We start from the raw sequence: 14,375 nt of genomic DNA, 5'->3' as shown, positions 1-14,375 counted from the left end.
TTCAATAACCCCCTCGATTGTCCTCTGATTCTCCTGAAACGATTTTTATCCCAGAGCTAGTACCAATTCTGTTGGCTCCGGCAGCAATCATTTTGAGAGCGTCTTCTCTTGATTTGACACCGCCGGAGGCCTTGACTCTACACGTGTCTCCGACAACAAACTTCATCAAAGAAACATCGTTTGTCGTTGCTCCTCCGGTTGAAAAGCCGGTTGAAGTCTTGACAAATGCAGCACCCGACTGCCTGGCGATTACGCAGGCAGCAATCTTTTCCTCTTCGTTGAGCAGAGATGTTTCGATTATTACTTTAACAGGTTTGCCTCGTCCTGATTCTACCACTTTGACTAAGTCATCAAATACGCTTTCGTACTCTCCTGCCTTCAAGAGACCTACATTCATTACCATATCAAGCTCGTCTGCTCCATTATCAACCGCCCATGATGCCTCGAAAGCTTTCGCTTCTTTTGACGCCTGCCCCAAAGGGAACGCAATGACAACGGTTTTCTTTACACTGCTTCCTCTAAGTGATTCATTCACTATGGGGAGATATCCAGAATTGACACAGACACTCCAGAACTCAAACCTGATAGCCTCATCACATAGTCTTCTTACCATTTCTGGAGTTGCATCGGCCTTCAAAAGAGTGTGGTCAATGAATTTGGCAATGTTGAGTTTCTCCGGTAACTCTCTTCTTATTGGAGAATACTCTTCTTTGTACCTTCTAACTTCCTCTACGATTAATGCTCCAAGCATTGCATCACCAATCCTTATCTATTATTTCGCGAAATCATAAACTTAGATCTTCTGATATTTCTTGCATTGCGTTTAGAGACAGAGATAGGAAATCCTTGAGAGTCATATCCAGTTCAGTACAAGTCGCCATCTGATCTCTACTAGCACCCCTGGCAAATGATTTCTCTTTATATCTGTTCAGAAGGAAATCCACGTCGATATCAGATAGCTTACTACCTCTCCTAATTAAAACCGCAGCCACTATGAATCCAGTTACTGGGTCGGCCGCATAAATTGCCTTTTCTATAAGTTTTCCTCTTTCCTTCTTTTCACAATGGGCAAGAATTGCATCTTTAATATCATCAGGCAAATCCTCGCTCTCAAGCATTTCTACTGTCTTGTTGCCGTGTTCTTCAAAGTTGTCCTTAGTGAATTCGTAGTCAAGATCGTGAAGAAGTCCTGCCATGGCCCAGACTTCTTGATCTTGTCCCAGTCTTTTCGCCAGGGCTTTCATGACCGCCTCAGTGGCAAGAACATGCTTAATCAGATTCTTGGAGTGCATGTTGTCTATTACCAACTTCATTGCCTCTTCCCTTGAGATCATTTTCTACCACCTCCGCTTCGAAAACTCTTCCGGCTGCAAAACTGTAGTATTTACCGCTTCCTATTATAACGTGATCCAGCATCTTAATTCCGAGTGTTTCTCCAGCGTCTCTAATCTTTGAAGTAATCCCTTCATCTTCTTTACTTGGAGAAGGGTCGCCAGATGGATGGTTGTGGACGAGAATTATCGCTGCAGCCGTCCTGGATATGGCGGGTTTGTAGACCTCTCTTGGGTGAAGAAGAGAGGAATCCAATATTCCCACACTAACGGTGTTTAATCCTCTATAGTTCAGTTTAGTGTCCAAGGAAATTACCCTGACAGTCTCTCGATCCATGAAAGCCATGTCATTGCAGAGATAGTACACGCCCTGAGGTTCATCCAACCGCACTTTTGCCTTTTCTGTCATCTCCCTGAAGATTCTCTGTCCAAGCTCTAGAGCTGCCTTGAGGCAGACTGCTTTAGCCGTTCCAAGACCTTTTGCAGTCATTAATTCCGCAACTTCGGCAGACAGAAGCGCTGTGAGAGAACCATAATGATCGAGAAGCTCTTCGCTTAACTGGACTACCCCTTTCCCCTTTGCTCCAGTTCTAAGAAGGATCGCAATTAGTTCGCTGTTTGAAAGAGAACCTGGACCATACTTTAGAAGCCTTTCTCTAGGCATTGCGTGGAAGCCCAATTCAGATTACCCCCCGTGAATGAAGTCCCTCCCAAAGTCTTCCTATGGGAAGTCCCATCACATTGTAGAAGTCACCCGAGATGCTTTTTACAAAAATAGCACCATAGTCTTGGATTCCGTATGCCCCAGCTTTGTCAAGCGAGATACCACTTGCAGAGTACTCCTTAAGTACTTTCTTGGGCATTTCTCGAAATGTGACGGTGGTTTCTTCAACAAAAGTAAACTCGTCTTCTTCCGATACAACTGAGACCGACGTATAGACAGAGTGGGTCTTGCCCGAAAGAGCAGAGAGCATTTCGTAAGCTGTTTCAACTGAAGATGGCTTTCCTAGCACCAAGCCATCTAGGACCACAACGGTGTCCGCTCCCACAACTACCGCATCAGGGTTCCTGAAATATACATTTTCAGCCTTCCTGTAAGAAAGCTCTGATAGCTCCTCCTCTGAGAATCTCTCTGAAAGGCTTTCTCTAATTCCTTCCGGCGGAACTACTTCAAAGGTAACTCCAATTAACTGAAGCAGCTCTTTTCTCCTTGGAGAAGATGAACCAAGTATCAATCTAGCCAAAGAGTATCACCCATCCTTCGTATAACTTCAAATGCAATATAGGCATTAATCAGTGCAGAAATTGATCCCATGATTAACATATAAGGGTAAATGAATACTATTTCTATACTCTTCACAATCAATGCAGATGCAACTAGCAGCTGTATCAAGTTACTCACCGAGGCGCCGGCTAAACTTATACCTACCAGACCGAACCTTTTGGTCCGGTTCAAGAGCCACATCACTGCCCCGGAAGAAAGAGAACCCGTAATTCCCATCAAGAAACCGGGAGTTGCAAGTCTACCCGTCAACAAACTGCCAATTAGGCTTTTTCCAATAGAGAGAATTAGAATGTCGCCGAGAGGCATGCCCGCTAGAGCGATAATCAAGACAAGATTAGAGAAACCCCATCTTCCACCTGGAACCGGTAGAGGAAACGGTATAAGGCTTTCAAGAAGATAGAGAACAGAACCTAACGCAATTAACATCGACAGTGTGGTGATTCTTTTCGCTTCCATCATTACTCCATCGGCAAAGTTAGCTAACATTCCAGTGATCCACAAATTTTAGGGAGTCAGTTATCCGAATTTCTCACCCCAATTTTCAGAGCGGTTCAGCATTTTCTCTGCCAAAGCTTCAAAGAGATCTTAACAAGCCTACTGAGAAATTACATCTACTTCCGTCCTACCAGCGGGGATCTTTATGACAATCCTGTTAGGAACACAAACGATTGGGATATTTGGGCTGTCTACTGCTCCCTGTAAGACGCACAGCTTGTCAGGACAATCTGAGTCAATGACTGAGATCCTTCCTCCTTCGACCTTAATAAGCATACCTACTTCGAGCGAATACTCTGAGTCTACTTTCAGATTTACTGTTCTTATTAGTCTTCCGTCATGGTACACTTCGGCGAAAGAGGAGCCTCTTTCTCGCGTCAATGAGAGAAGCAATACTACTGCAATGAGTCCGAAGACAATCAATAGATCATATCTGGTTAATAATCTCATCGCTCCTGGTATACTTCGAACCCCGGTGACTTGAAAGTACTCATATCTTCCATCACTAAAAGAACGAGTGCTCCAAATCTTGGCAGGAATGTTACTCCCGGCTCCATCCCAGTCACAAAGGCTGCAGTCGCATAGGCGTCTGCAAGCATGGCGCTCTTACCTATAACGGTTGCACTAATAACTCCGTTGCGGGACGGGTATCCCGTCTCTGGATCCAGAATATGGTGGTAACGTACGTTGTCTTCTATGAAGAACCTTTCATAGTCCCCAGAAGTAGCCACAGCACCATCATATAGATAGATATATTCGATAACGTCCTGGACACTCTCCCCTCTTGGATCTCTCACGCCGACGATCCACGGCCTGCTTCCGTACTTTGGACCGATTACCCCTATGTCACCACCAGCATCAATGAAGCCAGTCGCTCCGTCGTCAAGCGCTTTGATCTTCGCAATAGCCATATCTACTGCGTAGCCTTTTGCGATCGCTCCGAGATCTAGCATTGCTCCATCTGCCAGGGATACATATTTCGACTCTTCAACAAAGGTGATTCTGGAGAAGCCCGTCGATCCTAGAGCTTCTTTGATTTCTTTCTCAGAGGGAATCCTTTTTTCAGATGATTCATCATCAAAGCCCCAAAGCTTGGTCAGTTCATACAGTGTCGGATCAAAGGCGCCGGAAGTATTTCTCGCGATTTCGAGGGCAGATTTTATGAGAAAACTTGTCTCCTTATCTATATCGTGAAGCTCACCGCTTCTGTTGAGCTCAGCGATCACTCCGTTGCTTCTACTTCCAAATTTATCATCAATCCTTTCCATTTCTGCCATAGCAGCTTCTGCGAGGGTAACTGGAGACATTTTTGAAGAAGAGACTCTTACGGTAACATAAGTCCCGAGAAGATACTCCGTTCTGTCATAGTATTCAAGAGGTTTTTGCCGGAAAAAAACGAAAGTCAGCAACGCAATGGCAGAGAGAAGAAGCACTGCATAAAGGATTGTCCGGCTTCTCAGAAGATGACTGGTATTTCTTCTTGACACTTGTCGCACCTTCCTTTTTCATCTATTCCAACCACTGAGCTCCGCATACCTTTCCTCTCGATGAGAAGGTTCCCGCAGTGAGGGCAAATAGTATCGGAGAGACCGGGAAGGCTTACGTTTCCAACGTACACGTATCTCAAATACTCCTTCGCAGCTTCTGCAAGCATTATTAAAGATTCTGGTGAAGTCGGAGGTATTTCACTCTTGTAGCTAGGATGATATCTGTTTATATGGAGGGGGATATCTCTTGAAAGTTCCGAAATCCATTTTGCTTCCCCTCTCATTTCTTCAGCGGAATCATTCTTACCAGGAATTATCAATGTTGTCAATTCCAAATGTGTTCCTACTTTCTTTGCCGTCTCTATTGATCTTAGAACATTTTTCTTCTCTGTGCCAATTTCATTTATGTAGAAGTCATCGTTCCAACCCTTTAGATCAATGTTCATTGCTCTAACCGACTGAGAAAGAAGATCCATAGGTTCCTCATCGATCACTCCGTTTGTAACCAGGACACTGTAGATACCCTCTTTGGCTGCTGCCCTTGAGGTATCAAGAATGAACTCGAAAGAGACGATCGGTTCATTGTAAGTAAATGCTATGCCTTGTGAGTCCCTCTCAAGTGCGATCTGAATGAGCTGTTGAGGCATGACCCGCTTCACGGTCTTCGGTCGCTGCTTTGAGATTTCCCAGTTCTGGCAAAAATCGCACTTAAGATTACATCCCCACGAGCCTACTGAAAGTATCTTCTCGCCAGGGAAGAAGTGGTATAAAGGCTTCTTCTCGATAGGATCAACCGCTATCGAGGTCAGTTGACCGTAATTTAGCGAATAAAGCATCCCATCAACATTCTTCCTAACACCACAAAAACCTACTTGATTAGGTTTGATTATGCAGTGCCTTGGACAAAGCAGACACTGCAACTCATCCTTTTCACCATATTCGTCGAAATATACGGCCGGTTTCAAAAATACACCTCTTAATGGAATCAGTGATACCTTTCAACTGAAAACCTGAAAATGTTGTAGTTCTCCGATTCCCCAATGCCAGCTTTTTTCAACGCAATTCCCAGCTGCTGATGGACGGTATTTACCCCCTCTAGATCAGGCAGAAGAACGCCTCTTCTGCATCCCAGAGAAACAACAACGCCAAACTTCTTCGGATCTAGATCTGAAACGGTTGCTTTTTCTGGCAAACTAAGAATATCCACAGACAATTCCAAATCAGGGAGGTCATCCGGTTTCACAGGGGGAAACCGTGGATCTCGAATAGCTGCAGAAATCGCGTTCTGTATTATCTCTCTTGCAATATTCTCTTCCGCGGGAAATATCGTTCCAATACAACCTCTGAGTGATCCACCCAGAGAATGCAGGGATACGAAACAACCTGCCCTTCTGGAGATAAATTCGTCAGAAACCCACTCAGGAACCTCAACAGCAAAGTGTCTCCGAAAGTACTCTCCTATTGCGAATCTAGCAATCCTTACAGGTTCGGAATAAGACAATTCAATCCCTCAATCGAAAAAAATTTGAGACAGCTTGTAGTATTCGAAGGGTACGAGCTTCTTCGTAGCTATTCCATATTCAAGGGGAATTGAGACGATGTCGTTGCCTTTAAGTGCAACCATCCTTCCAAAATCGCCTTTCATAACTAGTTCCATCGCATGTACCCCATATCTCGTTCCAAGAATTCTGTCAAAGGCTGTAGGAGTACCCCCTCTTAACAGATGGCCCAAAACTACAGATCTTGTGTCGTAACCCGTTCTCTCAGAAATGATGTTCGCCATATAATGTGCGATTCCACCGAGTTTTATGTGTCCGAAAGCATCAATCTTGCTCTCATCTCCTACAACATTTTCAAGCTCTGTTGGCTTAAACCCTTCAGCAACTGCAACTATCATATATCCATGCCTATCCATTCGCTTCTTCACATATGCAATGATTTCATCTATAGTCATGGGATACTCTGGAATCAGTATTAGATGTGCTCCAGCAGCCATGCCTGCTTCCAAAGTTACCCATCCGGCCTCTCGGCCCATGAGTTCGACGATTATGATTCTTCCATGTGACTTCGCTGTGGAATGAAGCCTATCTATTGCATCGGCGCCGACATTAACTGCAGTTTGATATCCGAAAGTGTAATCAGTGTTGGCAACGTCGTTGTCGATCGTCTTCGGCACTCCGATAACTTTGTATCCCATCGAAGAAAGCTTGGCGGCCACACTCAATGTATCATCACCGCCTATGCCTATTATAGCGTCCAACCCGAGCTTCTTGATGTTTTCTTCCATTTTGACTCTCATGTCTTCTGACTTAAAAGGGTTGGTTCTGGATGTACCAAGAATTGTTCCTCCCAGGATGTGAATGCCTTCAACATCGTTATCGGTGAGTTTCATACTTTCGCCGACAACCAACCCCTTCCAACCATGCATCAAACCAATAATCTCTACGCTTTCCGGAGCAGATTTGACGATTCCTCTGATTACTGCATTCAGTCCTGGACAGTCCCCGCCGCCAGTCAATATCCCAATTCTCATTAAGAACCTCCCGTAAGTTTAGAAAGTACTGACTCATAGACTGTATAATTATAACATGAAGAGATTCAATGTTGTCTGAGGACAGAGAGGAAAGAGGCTTATGAAGCTAAGCATGAAACCAATAAGAGAATACATTACTTCGTCGGAATACACGCCGACCACCTTAAGAGGTATCGCGGTCCAGTTAGGGTTGAATGATAAGGAAAGCAGAGCATCGCTCAAAAAACTTCTCACGGAGATGATTGATTCTGGAGAGGTAATTCGAGATTCGAAAGGCAGATACATATCTCCTGGCGAAAAGAGGATAGTAGGAAAAATCGAATTTGCCAGAAGAGGAATGGGTGCTTTCATTAGTGTGGAAGATGAGGAGGATATCTTCATCCCTCCTGAGGATACAGGGTTTTCTATTCATGGCGACACAGTCCTTGTAGAGATTACTGGAAAATACAGAGAGATAAGAAAAGGAAAGATCGTCAAAGTAATCAATCGTAATAAGACGAAAGTAGTCGGAACCTTCAAGACGAGAGGCGTGATGGCCTTTGTCGTGGCCGACGATATGCGAATAAAAAGTGATTTCTATATACCTCCGGAAGGCTTTAATGGAGCCAGACCCGACCAAAAGGTTCTTGTCAAGATCACCAGATATCCTTCACCCGGAAAGAATCCAGAAGGAGTTATTGAGCGAGTTCTCGGGGACGCATTCAGTCCCGAGGCGGACTTGATGACAGTTATCTACAAGCAAGATCTTCCGGAACCCGGCTACTTTCCTGAAGAAGTCAAGAAACAGGCCGTAGAAACTGCCAAGAAGATAAGCCCAAGTGAAATAAGAGGAAGAAAGGATCTCCGCGATGAATTGGTCTATACAATAGATGGCGATGATGCGAAGGATTTCGACGACGCCATATCTTTGAAGAAAAATTCCAAGGGGAACTATCTTCTCGGTATTCACATCGCCGATGTCTCTCATTACGTTCGTCAGGGAACTCAGATCGATGTCGAAGCTTATTTAAGGGGTACATCGGTCTACTTACTCGATACCGTAATTCCAATGCTTCCCTTTGAACTGTCAAACGACATTTGCTCATTGAAACCTGCTGAGGATAGGTTGACTCTGTCGCTTTTGATGGAAATTGATGCAAGGGGAAAGGTAGTTTCGACAGCAGTCAAGAACGCGGTTATCAATTCTAAGAGGAGACTGACATATTCTGAAGTGAACGAATTCCTAAACGGAGAAGCTTCGGATGCCACTGTTGAGAAACTGATACCTGTCGCTGAAAGCCTTAGAATGTCACATGAGCTTGCACAGAAGATAAGGGACTTCAGAAAGAAGCGTGGTTCTGTCATGGACATCTCATCTAGAGAAGTCAAGATCGTCTTTGATAAGAACGGAAAAGTAATAGACATTATTCCACAAAGCCGTGGTGTATCTGAATGGATCATTGAAGAATTCATGATACTTGCAAACGAGACAGTTGCCGAGATCTTTGACAACAGAGGGTTGCCCTTTGTATACAGGATTCACGAGGAGCCAGATCCCGAATCAATGATGCAACTGAAGAATTATCTTGAGGCGCTGGGAATGAAAATAATGATTCCAAGGAATGTTCATCCAAAAGCTCTTCAACAAATACTGGAGAAGACAAAGGATCACCCCCTACACTCTTCTATAGAAAGAGTCCTTGTGCGAGGCATGAAGCGTGCAGTCTATTCCGAGAGAAATATTGGTCACTTCGGGCTGGCTTCCGAAGCTTACACTCATTTCACTTCGCCGATCAGGCGATATCCTGACCTGGTTGTGCACCGTCTGTTGAAAAAATTGATAGAGAATTCTGGTAACGATCTCGGAGAAGAGTCAAAGAAAATTGAAGAGACTCTTCCGAAGATTGCTTCATGGGCATCGAAGAGAGAAAGAGTAGCGAATGAAGCGGAATGGGATTTGCTCGATATGAAGAAGGTCGAGTATATCTCCGGTCGTGTAGGAGAAGTTTTTGATGGTGTGATTACCGGGGTAACGAAATTCGGAATATTCGTGGAGTTGACAGAAAAGATGGTTTCGGGTCTCGTTCATATTTCAACTCTGGATGACTACTATGATTTTATTGAGAACCAGAATATTCTTGTAGGAAGAAAACGGAAACGCATCTTCAGAATTGGTGATGAACTGAAGGTTCAGGTTGTAAGGGCAGACAAGACGACCATGGAAATCGATTTTAATATAGTGAAGGAAGAAAGCAGATCAGCCGTCAACAGGAAAACCGCCTCATCGAGCAACTCGAAGAATAGAAGCGTCAAAAGGAAGAAGACTCAATAGAGCGGTTCGAATCTCTGTGCGCTCCAGTATTCTTTCATTAGAGATTCATAAAGACCCAGTAATGTCGTCTTATGGTCTTCTTCCCAGCTAGAAAGCATATCGAAAAGGTCCTTAATTTCCTTTTTAGAAGTTTCTTGTGCTCTTTGTTTATAAAAGTCTTCGAAATCTTTTTCTATCAGGTAAGCAATTCGTAAGGCTGAAAGATCTCCTGCAAGTGAGTCTACTGAAATCCCTCTCAGCTCGAGAGATTCTCTTGAATAGAAGACGTTTTTCTGTTCAATGTGGCTGATTGCTATTGCTATTTCATCTTCTCTAGACGCATCTTCAATCATTTTAGAGATAAAGGAGACATGATCCATTTCCATCTCAGCAAGTTGCAAGAAGAGTTCCTTAACTTCTGGAACGTGAATCTCCTTCGATCTTTCTCTGTAAAACTTCACACCCTCTCTTTCTCGGGCCAGAGCATACTTAAGAACAGCAAGCTCCTCAGCTCCCATCGTATACACCCCCCTTTCATCATCTTCCTTGTTTCCAAAGCAATTATCTCATTGAATGGATTCCTTGACAAAGTATTGCTCGATAAGTGTAAAGTCACTTTTGTGGTGAGCAAACGTGGTATATTTCTTACAAATGACTCAAAGAAGAGGTGTCTTATGGAGATTATCCGCCTCAAGCATGGAGAAAAGAGCATTTCGATTACCGAGACCTTACCGTTTTCTATCGCAATACTTGACCAGATATACGATGGCGATATTAATCTGGCGATAGATGATGTGAAAGAAAGCCAGGTAGAGAAGGATCTTAATGTTATCAGAACCCTAATTGAGACTTTCGACAACATTGTAACACCTGAAAACTATGCACCCATTGAGTTCGAGGAATTTCTAGAATATCTTGCGGAGACCGAACTCTCTATCAAGTCTTTTAAAAGAGGTACATTCTCTGGCTTTCAAGACAAGATTCTTTTGATCGCAGATAGAGGTGACTATGATAGTGCCCAGCAGTTTCTAGATTTGCTTATGGAGGCGAATGTTGATAAAGCATCTGTTTGCGAGCTTAAAGGTACGATCTTCCTGGAATCTGGGGACGAGGAAGAGGGGATTAATTGGCTTCAGCGTGCTTTGAAGATAGACCCTTCACTAGTAACCGCTTACTCATTTCTCGGTCAGACCTTCTACAACAGAGGAGAGTTTGATAGAGCAGCGAGTTGTTGGGAGAAGGAAATAGCTTTATCGCCGGATCATCTTGTCACTTATTTTATGCTGACAGACGCTTATATAAATGGTGGTCGTATGGAGGAAGCTCTTAATGTTCTTATGAGTCTTTCTCAAAGGGACCCAGACAGCATCTTGACGAAGGTTGAGATGGCTGATTTGTACGAAAGAATGGGAAATATTGACATGAGGGACAGAGTCGAGCAGGAAGTGCTCGGAGCAAAGCCGGTCTATATAAACGATATCGAGCCTTGGGCAAAGATTCAGTTTAAGTATTCAAGGTTCGATATTGTGGAAGAAGAGGCAAAGAGGTTTTTGGAAGAAGATCCCGACAGACCAGAGCTAAAAATGCTTCTCATTGTGACTCACGTTAAGAAAGGGCTTTGTTCTGAGGCAAAGAAGCTTCTTGAGGACTTTGAAGATGAGCAGGTTTGGTATTATTACGGAAAGAAAGAGCTTTTCGATGAGTATCTTACTGAAGAAGAGAGAAGACAGTGTGGGATTACCTAGTTTTTAGAGTACCGATTTTCTTCTTTTTTGGGCTGATTTTTGGGAGTTTTTCTAACGCGTTGATCTTCAGGATTCCTTCCAAGGAGTACTCTATGACCAGACCACGAAGAAGCTTCTGTCCCCACTGCAAACATGAGCTTTCCTGGAAAGACAATCTTCCATTGATTAGCTACATCTTCCTAAAGGGAAAGTGCAGATACTGTGGTAAACCGATTTCCGCAAGATATCCCTTTGTTGAGTTGCTAACAGCAGCATTATATGCGCTGAACGCGTCTCTTTTTACTCTTCCGGGAGCGATCTCAATATCAGTTCTATCGACAGGACTCATCGTTTCCTCCTTCATCGATCTTGAGCACTACATGATTCCTGATCTTGGCGTGATCCTTGTTGGAGTTGGCGCCTTCACCTGGTCTATTCTCGAAGATAGATTCCCTTTGAACTTGGTGTATGCTCTTCTCGTAACCGGTGCAATGGTAGCCTTCTTTCTAATTGCAAACACTGTGAGGAAAGATAGCTTCGGATTTGGTGACGTAGAACTTCTTGCTGCTCTTTCACTTGCAACAGGGATTGTCGGATCTCTTTACACAGTCATGATAGCTTCTTTCGCCGCACTGATAGTGTACGCCATAAACGCTGCAGCAAGAGGAAAACGGTTCGACAGGCGCGCTCAGCTTCCATTTGGGCCTTTTATCGCAATCGGTGGATATTCAACAATAATCTTCCTGGATTTCATTGAGGCACTTTATCGGGTGTGAACATGAGGGAATGGACTGATGGAATAAGAAAAACTGGAATCGCGTTTGCGGATTTCCTTGATGGCAAGGGGATTCATTGCTCTCCAAGCGCCCATGGAGAGTATTTTGTCCAGTTATCTAATGGAGTCACTTTTAAACTTTACACAAACCGCTCCGGGAACTATAGGATAGTCTTGCCCTCTTCCATCTGCGGTGTGCTGTCAGAGAAGTTGCTGTTCGCATGGGAGGAATTCAACGGCAGGACATATGCTGGTATACACCTCTTCGTTGATGGAAGCTTTAGAGACAATGCGGCAGGCTATGGAGTGATTGTGATCTCCGAAAACCGTATCGTGGAGAGAATGAAAGGTTGTGTGAAAGAAAACCTGGAAATGAGAAATGTGATAGGAGAAATAGAAGGTGTTATTCAAGGGTTGAGCTACTGCCTGAAAAAGGGTTATAAGAAAGTGAAAATGCATTACGACTATGAGGGATTGAAGAGCTGGACAACAGGAGAGTGGAAAGCAAAGAACGAGCCGACGAGAAAGTACAGAGATCTTCTTGATGAACTATCACCCAATATCAGTATAGAATGGGTGAAAGTCAAATCACATGTTGGAGATACCTTTAACGAGATTGCGGATAAATTAGCAAAGAAAGCCGTTGAGGAGTGTTGAATGCTTCCGGAGTCACTTTTAGGATTCCGACTACCAGAAGTAAAATCTGGATGATTCTTGACAGTCAGTCTGAATTTTCTGGAAATTGAGTGGTCTCTGCCGGTTATGTTACATACGAAATACGGCAAGTGCATCAGTGTTTCTTCGGTCGAGGGCAATCGGAGATCTTTGAAGAGCCTCCCTTCTTTTGGAGTTCAGAGGAAATGTAACTGGAGTTTGTTTGCCTTTTTGAGTCTGTTTAAGGTGTAATAGCCGTTACATGAAGAACGAATCCTGACGAGAAGTTGGTATTCTGTGTGATGCCACTGGCTAGAAAACGGGAAATAGAATGGAAAAAATAATGGGGAGGGTTGACTGTGAGAGTATATATCAGTGCTGACATTGAAGGTACCGCAGGCATTGCCGATTGGGACGAAGCTAGGAAGGGACATGAAGACTACGAATATTTCAAGAAGCAGATGACTGCCGAAGTGAGGGCCGCTGTCCAGGGTGCTCTAAAAGCAGGAGTCTCGGAAATTGTTGTGAGAGATGCCCATGGAAGTGCAAGGAATATTGATCCCTCTTCTCTTCCTGAAGAAGTTCGCATATTGAGAGGATGGGCAAGAGACCCTCTGATGATGATGCAAGGAGTCGATGCCGGTTTTGGGGCCGTCGTATTCACAGGCTATCACTCCCCATCAGGAAAGGCTTTGAATCCTCTTTCTCACACTATGACCGGCGAGATCTTCTATTTGAAGATCAATGGTGAGCTTGTCAGTGAATTCAAGCTTAACGCGATGTCAGCAGCCTATTATGGTATACCGATAGTTTTTGTCAGTGGTGATGAAGGAATTGTGAGGATTGCAGAGCAGGACGTGCCCGGTATTGTAACAGTCTCAACAAATCGCGGAAGCGGATCCTCTGTTGATTCAATTCATCCTCTGAGAGCGGTGAAGCTAATAGAAGAGGGGGTCTATAAGGCCTTGAAGAATCTTGAGGCACTTCCTTTAGAACTGCCAGAGAGGTTTGATGTTGAGATTACTTATGTCGATCATAGACAAGCACACAAACTCTCCTTTTTTCCGGGAGTGAGCAAGATGGATGACAGGACGCTCATGTTCGAAGAAACAGACTATTTTGAAGTACTTAGAAAGCTCTTGTTCTTGCTTTGAGAGTCTTAGGGCAATCTCAGAAGAGCTTTTTAAGATAATCACCCAGTAGTTTTCCGGGTGCTTTTCAGTCGTATGCTGTCTTTTAATGGGTAGTCTCGCGGAAGCCTCGTTTCGGGTCTAAAGCCATATCTAATATATATTGAAAGGGCCCTACTATTACTTCTAGAAACGTCGAGCACAATTTCTTGACAAGTTTCGAAAAGATAATCAAATATCATTCTGGCTAAGCCCATATTCCTGAAGTTTCTTTCAACCGAAATAATACCTAGATAGCTTTGGTTAGATGAAATACTCATTCTCATTGCTTTCTGAAGAGTCCGAAATTCTAGTAGCAACCTGAATTTAGACAGACTGGGAACGAAATCTCTAAGATTAGGCTTTGAAGAAGCTAATTGGTTCATCTCTTTCATTGAGTAAAGAGCATATATTGCTACCGGTTGCCCGCTAACTTCACAGACGGTTATGTGCCTTATGTTCAGCGGGCTATTCAGTAGCACAAGTCCGGAGACATACTTATTAGCCTTCCATCCAAAAGCCCTTTTGAAATGCGAAGGATCTGTATCGAAAACCAGCGAGGCAACGAAGGGCACATCCTCTCTTTCTGCCGACCTAAATAACATCTCTCTCTTCTCCACAGGTAAATTCTG

General features: G+C 43.9%; 16 protein-coding genes and 1 pseudogene. 5 read left to right on the top strand and 12 right to left on the bottom strand.

What is annotated here, in order from left to right; all coding sequences use genetic code 11:
* Window position 1: 1 nt before the first annotated feature.
* The 10 genes and pseudogenes from deoC to B3K42_RS09355 all read right to left on the bottom strand — a co-directional run bounded on the left by deoC (window position 2) and on the right by B3K42_RS09355 (window position 7,131).
* Entirely contained in the window at window positions 2-751 is a 750-nt protein-coding gene (gene deoC / locus B3K42_RS09400) for a deoxyribose-phosphate aldolase (RefSeq protein ID WP_292598452.1), read from the bottom strand.
* Window positions 752-785: 34 nt separating this feature from the next.
* Window positions 786-1,334: an HDIG domain-containing metalloprotein gene (locus B3K42_RS09395; RefSeq protein WP_292598450.1), complete on the bottom strand. Its 549-nt coding sequence runs from the start codon at window positions 1,332-1,334 to the stop codon at window positions 786-788.
* 40 nt (window positions 1,335-1,374) lie between these two features.
* Window positions 1,375-1,995 (bottom strand): annotated as a pseudogene (gene radC / locus B3K42_RS09390) (RadC family protein); the annotation flags it as partial.
* A 16-nt stretch (window positions 1,996-2,011) separates the two neighbouring features.
* Window positions 2,012-2,575 carry a nucleoside triphosphate pyrophosphatase gene (locus B3K42_RS09385; protein ID WP_292598447.1) on the bottom strand — a complete coding sequence of 188 codons (564 nt, stop codon included), beginning with the start codon at window positions 2,573-2,575 and terminating at the stop codon, window positions 2,012-2,014.
* Window positions 2,563-3,102, bottom strand: a complete 540-nt coding sequence (locus B3K42_RS09380) for a Gx transporter family protein (protein WP_292598445.1) — start codon at window positions 3,100-3,102, stop codon at window positions 2,563-2,565. Before B3K42_RS09380 ends, B3K42_RS09385 begins: the two co-directional genes overlap by 13 nt.
* Before the next feature lie 108 nt (window positions 3,103-3,210).
* Window positions 3,211-3,561 carry a NusG domain II-containing protein gene (locus B3K42_RS09375; RefSeq protein WP_292598444.1) on the bottom strand — a complete coding sequence of 117 codons (351 nt, stop codon included), beginning with the start codon at window positions 3,559-3,561 and terminating at the stop codon, window positions 3,211-3,213.
* Complete coding sequence (locus tag B3K42_RS09370; RefSeq protein ID WP_292598442.1) at window positions 3,558-4,598, bottom strand: FAD:protein FMN transferase; 1,041 nt, start codon at window positions 4,596-4,598, stop codon at window positions 3,558-3,560. The genes B3K42_RS09375 and B3K42_RS09370 overlap by 4 nt, the downstream gene beginning before the upstream one ends.
* Window positions 4,568-5,563: an AmmeMemoRadiSam system radical SAM enzyme gene (gene amrS / locus B3K42_RS09365; RefSeq protein WP_292598441.1), complete on the bottom strand. Its 996-nt coding sequence runs from the start codon at window positions 5,561-5,563 to the stop codon at window positions 4,568-4,570. The genes B3K42_RS09370 and amrS overlap by 31 nt, the downstream gene beginning before the upstream one ends.
* A 20-nt stretch (window positions 5,564-5,583) precedes the next feature.
* On the bottom strand, window positions 5,584-6,099 hold the full coding sequence (gene amrA / locus B3K42_RS09360) for an AmmeMemoRadiSam system protein A (protein WP_292598439.1): 516 nt from the start codon (window positions 6,097-6,099) through the stop codon (window positions 5,584-5,586).
* Window positions 6,100-6,108: 9 nt separating this feature from the next.
* Entirely contained in the window at window positions 6,109-7,131 is a 1,023-nt protein-coding gene (locus B3K42_RS09355; protein ID WP_292598437.1) for a 6-phosphofructokinase, read from the bottom strand.
* Between the two features lie 100 nt (window positions 7,132-7,231).
* On the opposite strand from B3K42_RS09355, the gene rnr reads away from it, so the two are divergent.
* Window positions 7,232-9,442: a ribonuclease R gene (gene rnr, locus B3K42_RS09350; RefSeq protein ID WP_292598436.1), complete on the top strand. Its 2,211-nt coding sequence runs from the start codon at window positions 7,232-7,234 to the stop codon at window positions 9,440-9,442.
* Here rnr and B3K42_RS09345 read toward each other — a convergent pair.
* Window positions 9,436-9,939: a ferritin-like domain-containing protein gene (locus B3K42_RS09345; protein WP_292598435.1), complete on the bottom strand. Its 504-nt coding sequence runs from the start codon at window positions 9,937-9,939 to the stop codon at window positions 9,436-9,438. The genes rnr and B3K42_RS09345 overlap by 7 nt on opposite strands.
* A gap of 156 nt (window positions 9,940-10,095) precedes the next feature.
* Here B3K42_RS09345 and B3K42_RS09340 point away from each other — a divergent pair, with 156 nt between their 5' ends.
* The 4 genes from B3K42_RS09340 (at window position 10,096) to B3K42_RS09325 (ending at window position 13,728) form a co-directional block, all read left to right on the top strand.
* Complete coding sequence (locus tag B3K42_RS09340) at window positions 10,096-11,166, top strand: tetratricopeptide repeat protein (protein ID WP_292598433.1); 1,071 nt, start codon at window positions 10,096-10,098, stop codon at window positions 11,164-11,166.
* A complete protein-coding gene (locus B3K42_RS09335) occupies window positions 11,151-11,921 on the top strand; it encodes a prepilin peptidase (protein ID WP_292598432.1) in 771 nt (256 codons plus the stop codon). The genes B3K42_RS09340 and B3K42_RS09335 overlap by 16 nt, the downstream gene beginning before the upstream one ends.
* A 2-nt stretch (window positions 11,922-11,923) precedes the next feature.
* Window positions 11,924-12,577: an RNase H family protein gene (locus B3K42_RS09330; protein WP_292598430.1), complete on the top strand. Its 654-nt coding sequence runs from the start codon at window positions 11,924-11,926 to the stop codon at window positions 12,575-12,577.
* Window positions 12,578-12,933: 356 nt separating this feature from the next.
* Entirely contained in the window at window positions 12,934-13,728 is a 795-nt protein-coding gene (locus B3K42_RS09325; RefSeq protein WP_292598429.1) for a M55 family metallopeptidase, read from the top strand.
* Between the two features lie 38 nt (window positions 13,729-13,766).
* Here B3K42_RS09325 and B3K42_RS09320 read toward each other — a convergent pair whose 3' ends face one another.
* Window positions 13,767-14,348, bottom strand: coding sequence for a GNAT family N-acetyltransferase (locus tag B3K42_RS09320; protein ID WP_292598428.1), 582 nt, complete (start codon window positions 14,346-14,348; stop codon window positions 13,767-13,769).
* Window positions 14,349-14,375: the final 27 nt, after the last annotated feature.

Source organism: Mesotoga sp. UBA6090, from assembly GCF_002435945.1.
In the GTDB taxonomy this organism is placed as follows: domain Bacteria; phylum Thermotogota; class Thermotogae; order Petrotogales; family Kosmotogaceae; genus Mesotoga.
The sequence above is the reverse complement of the archived record's forward strand: the minus strand, read 5'-3'. Positions and strand labels throughout refer to the sequence as shown.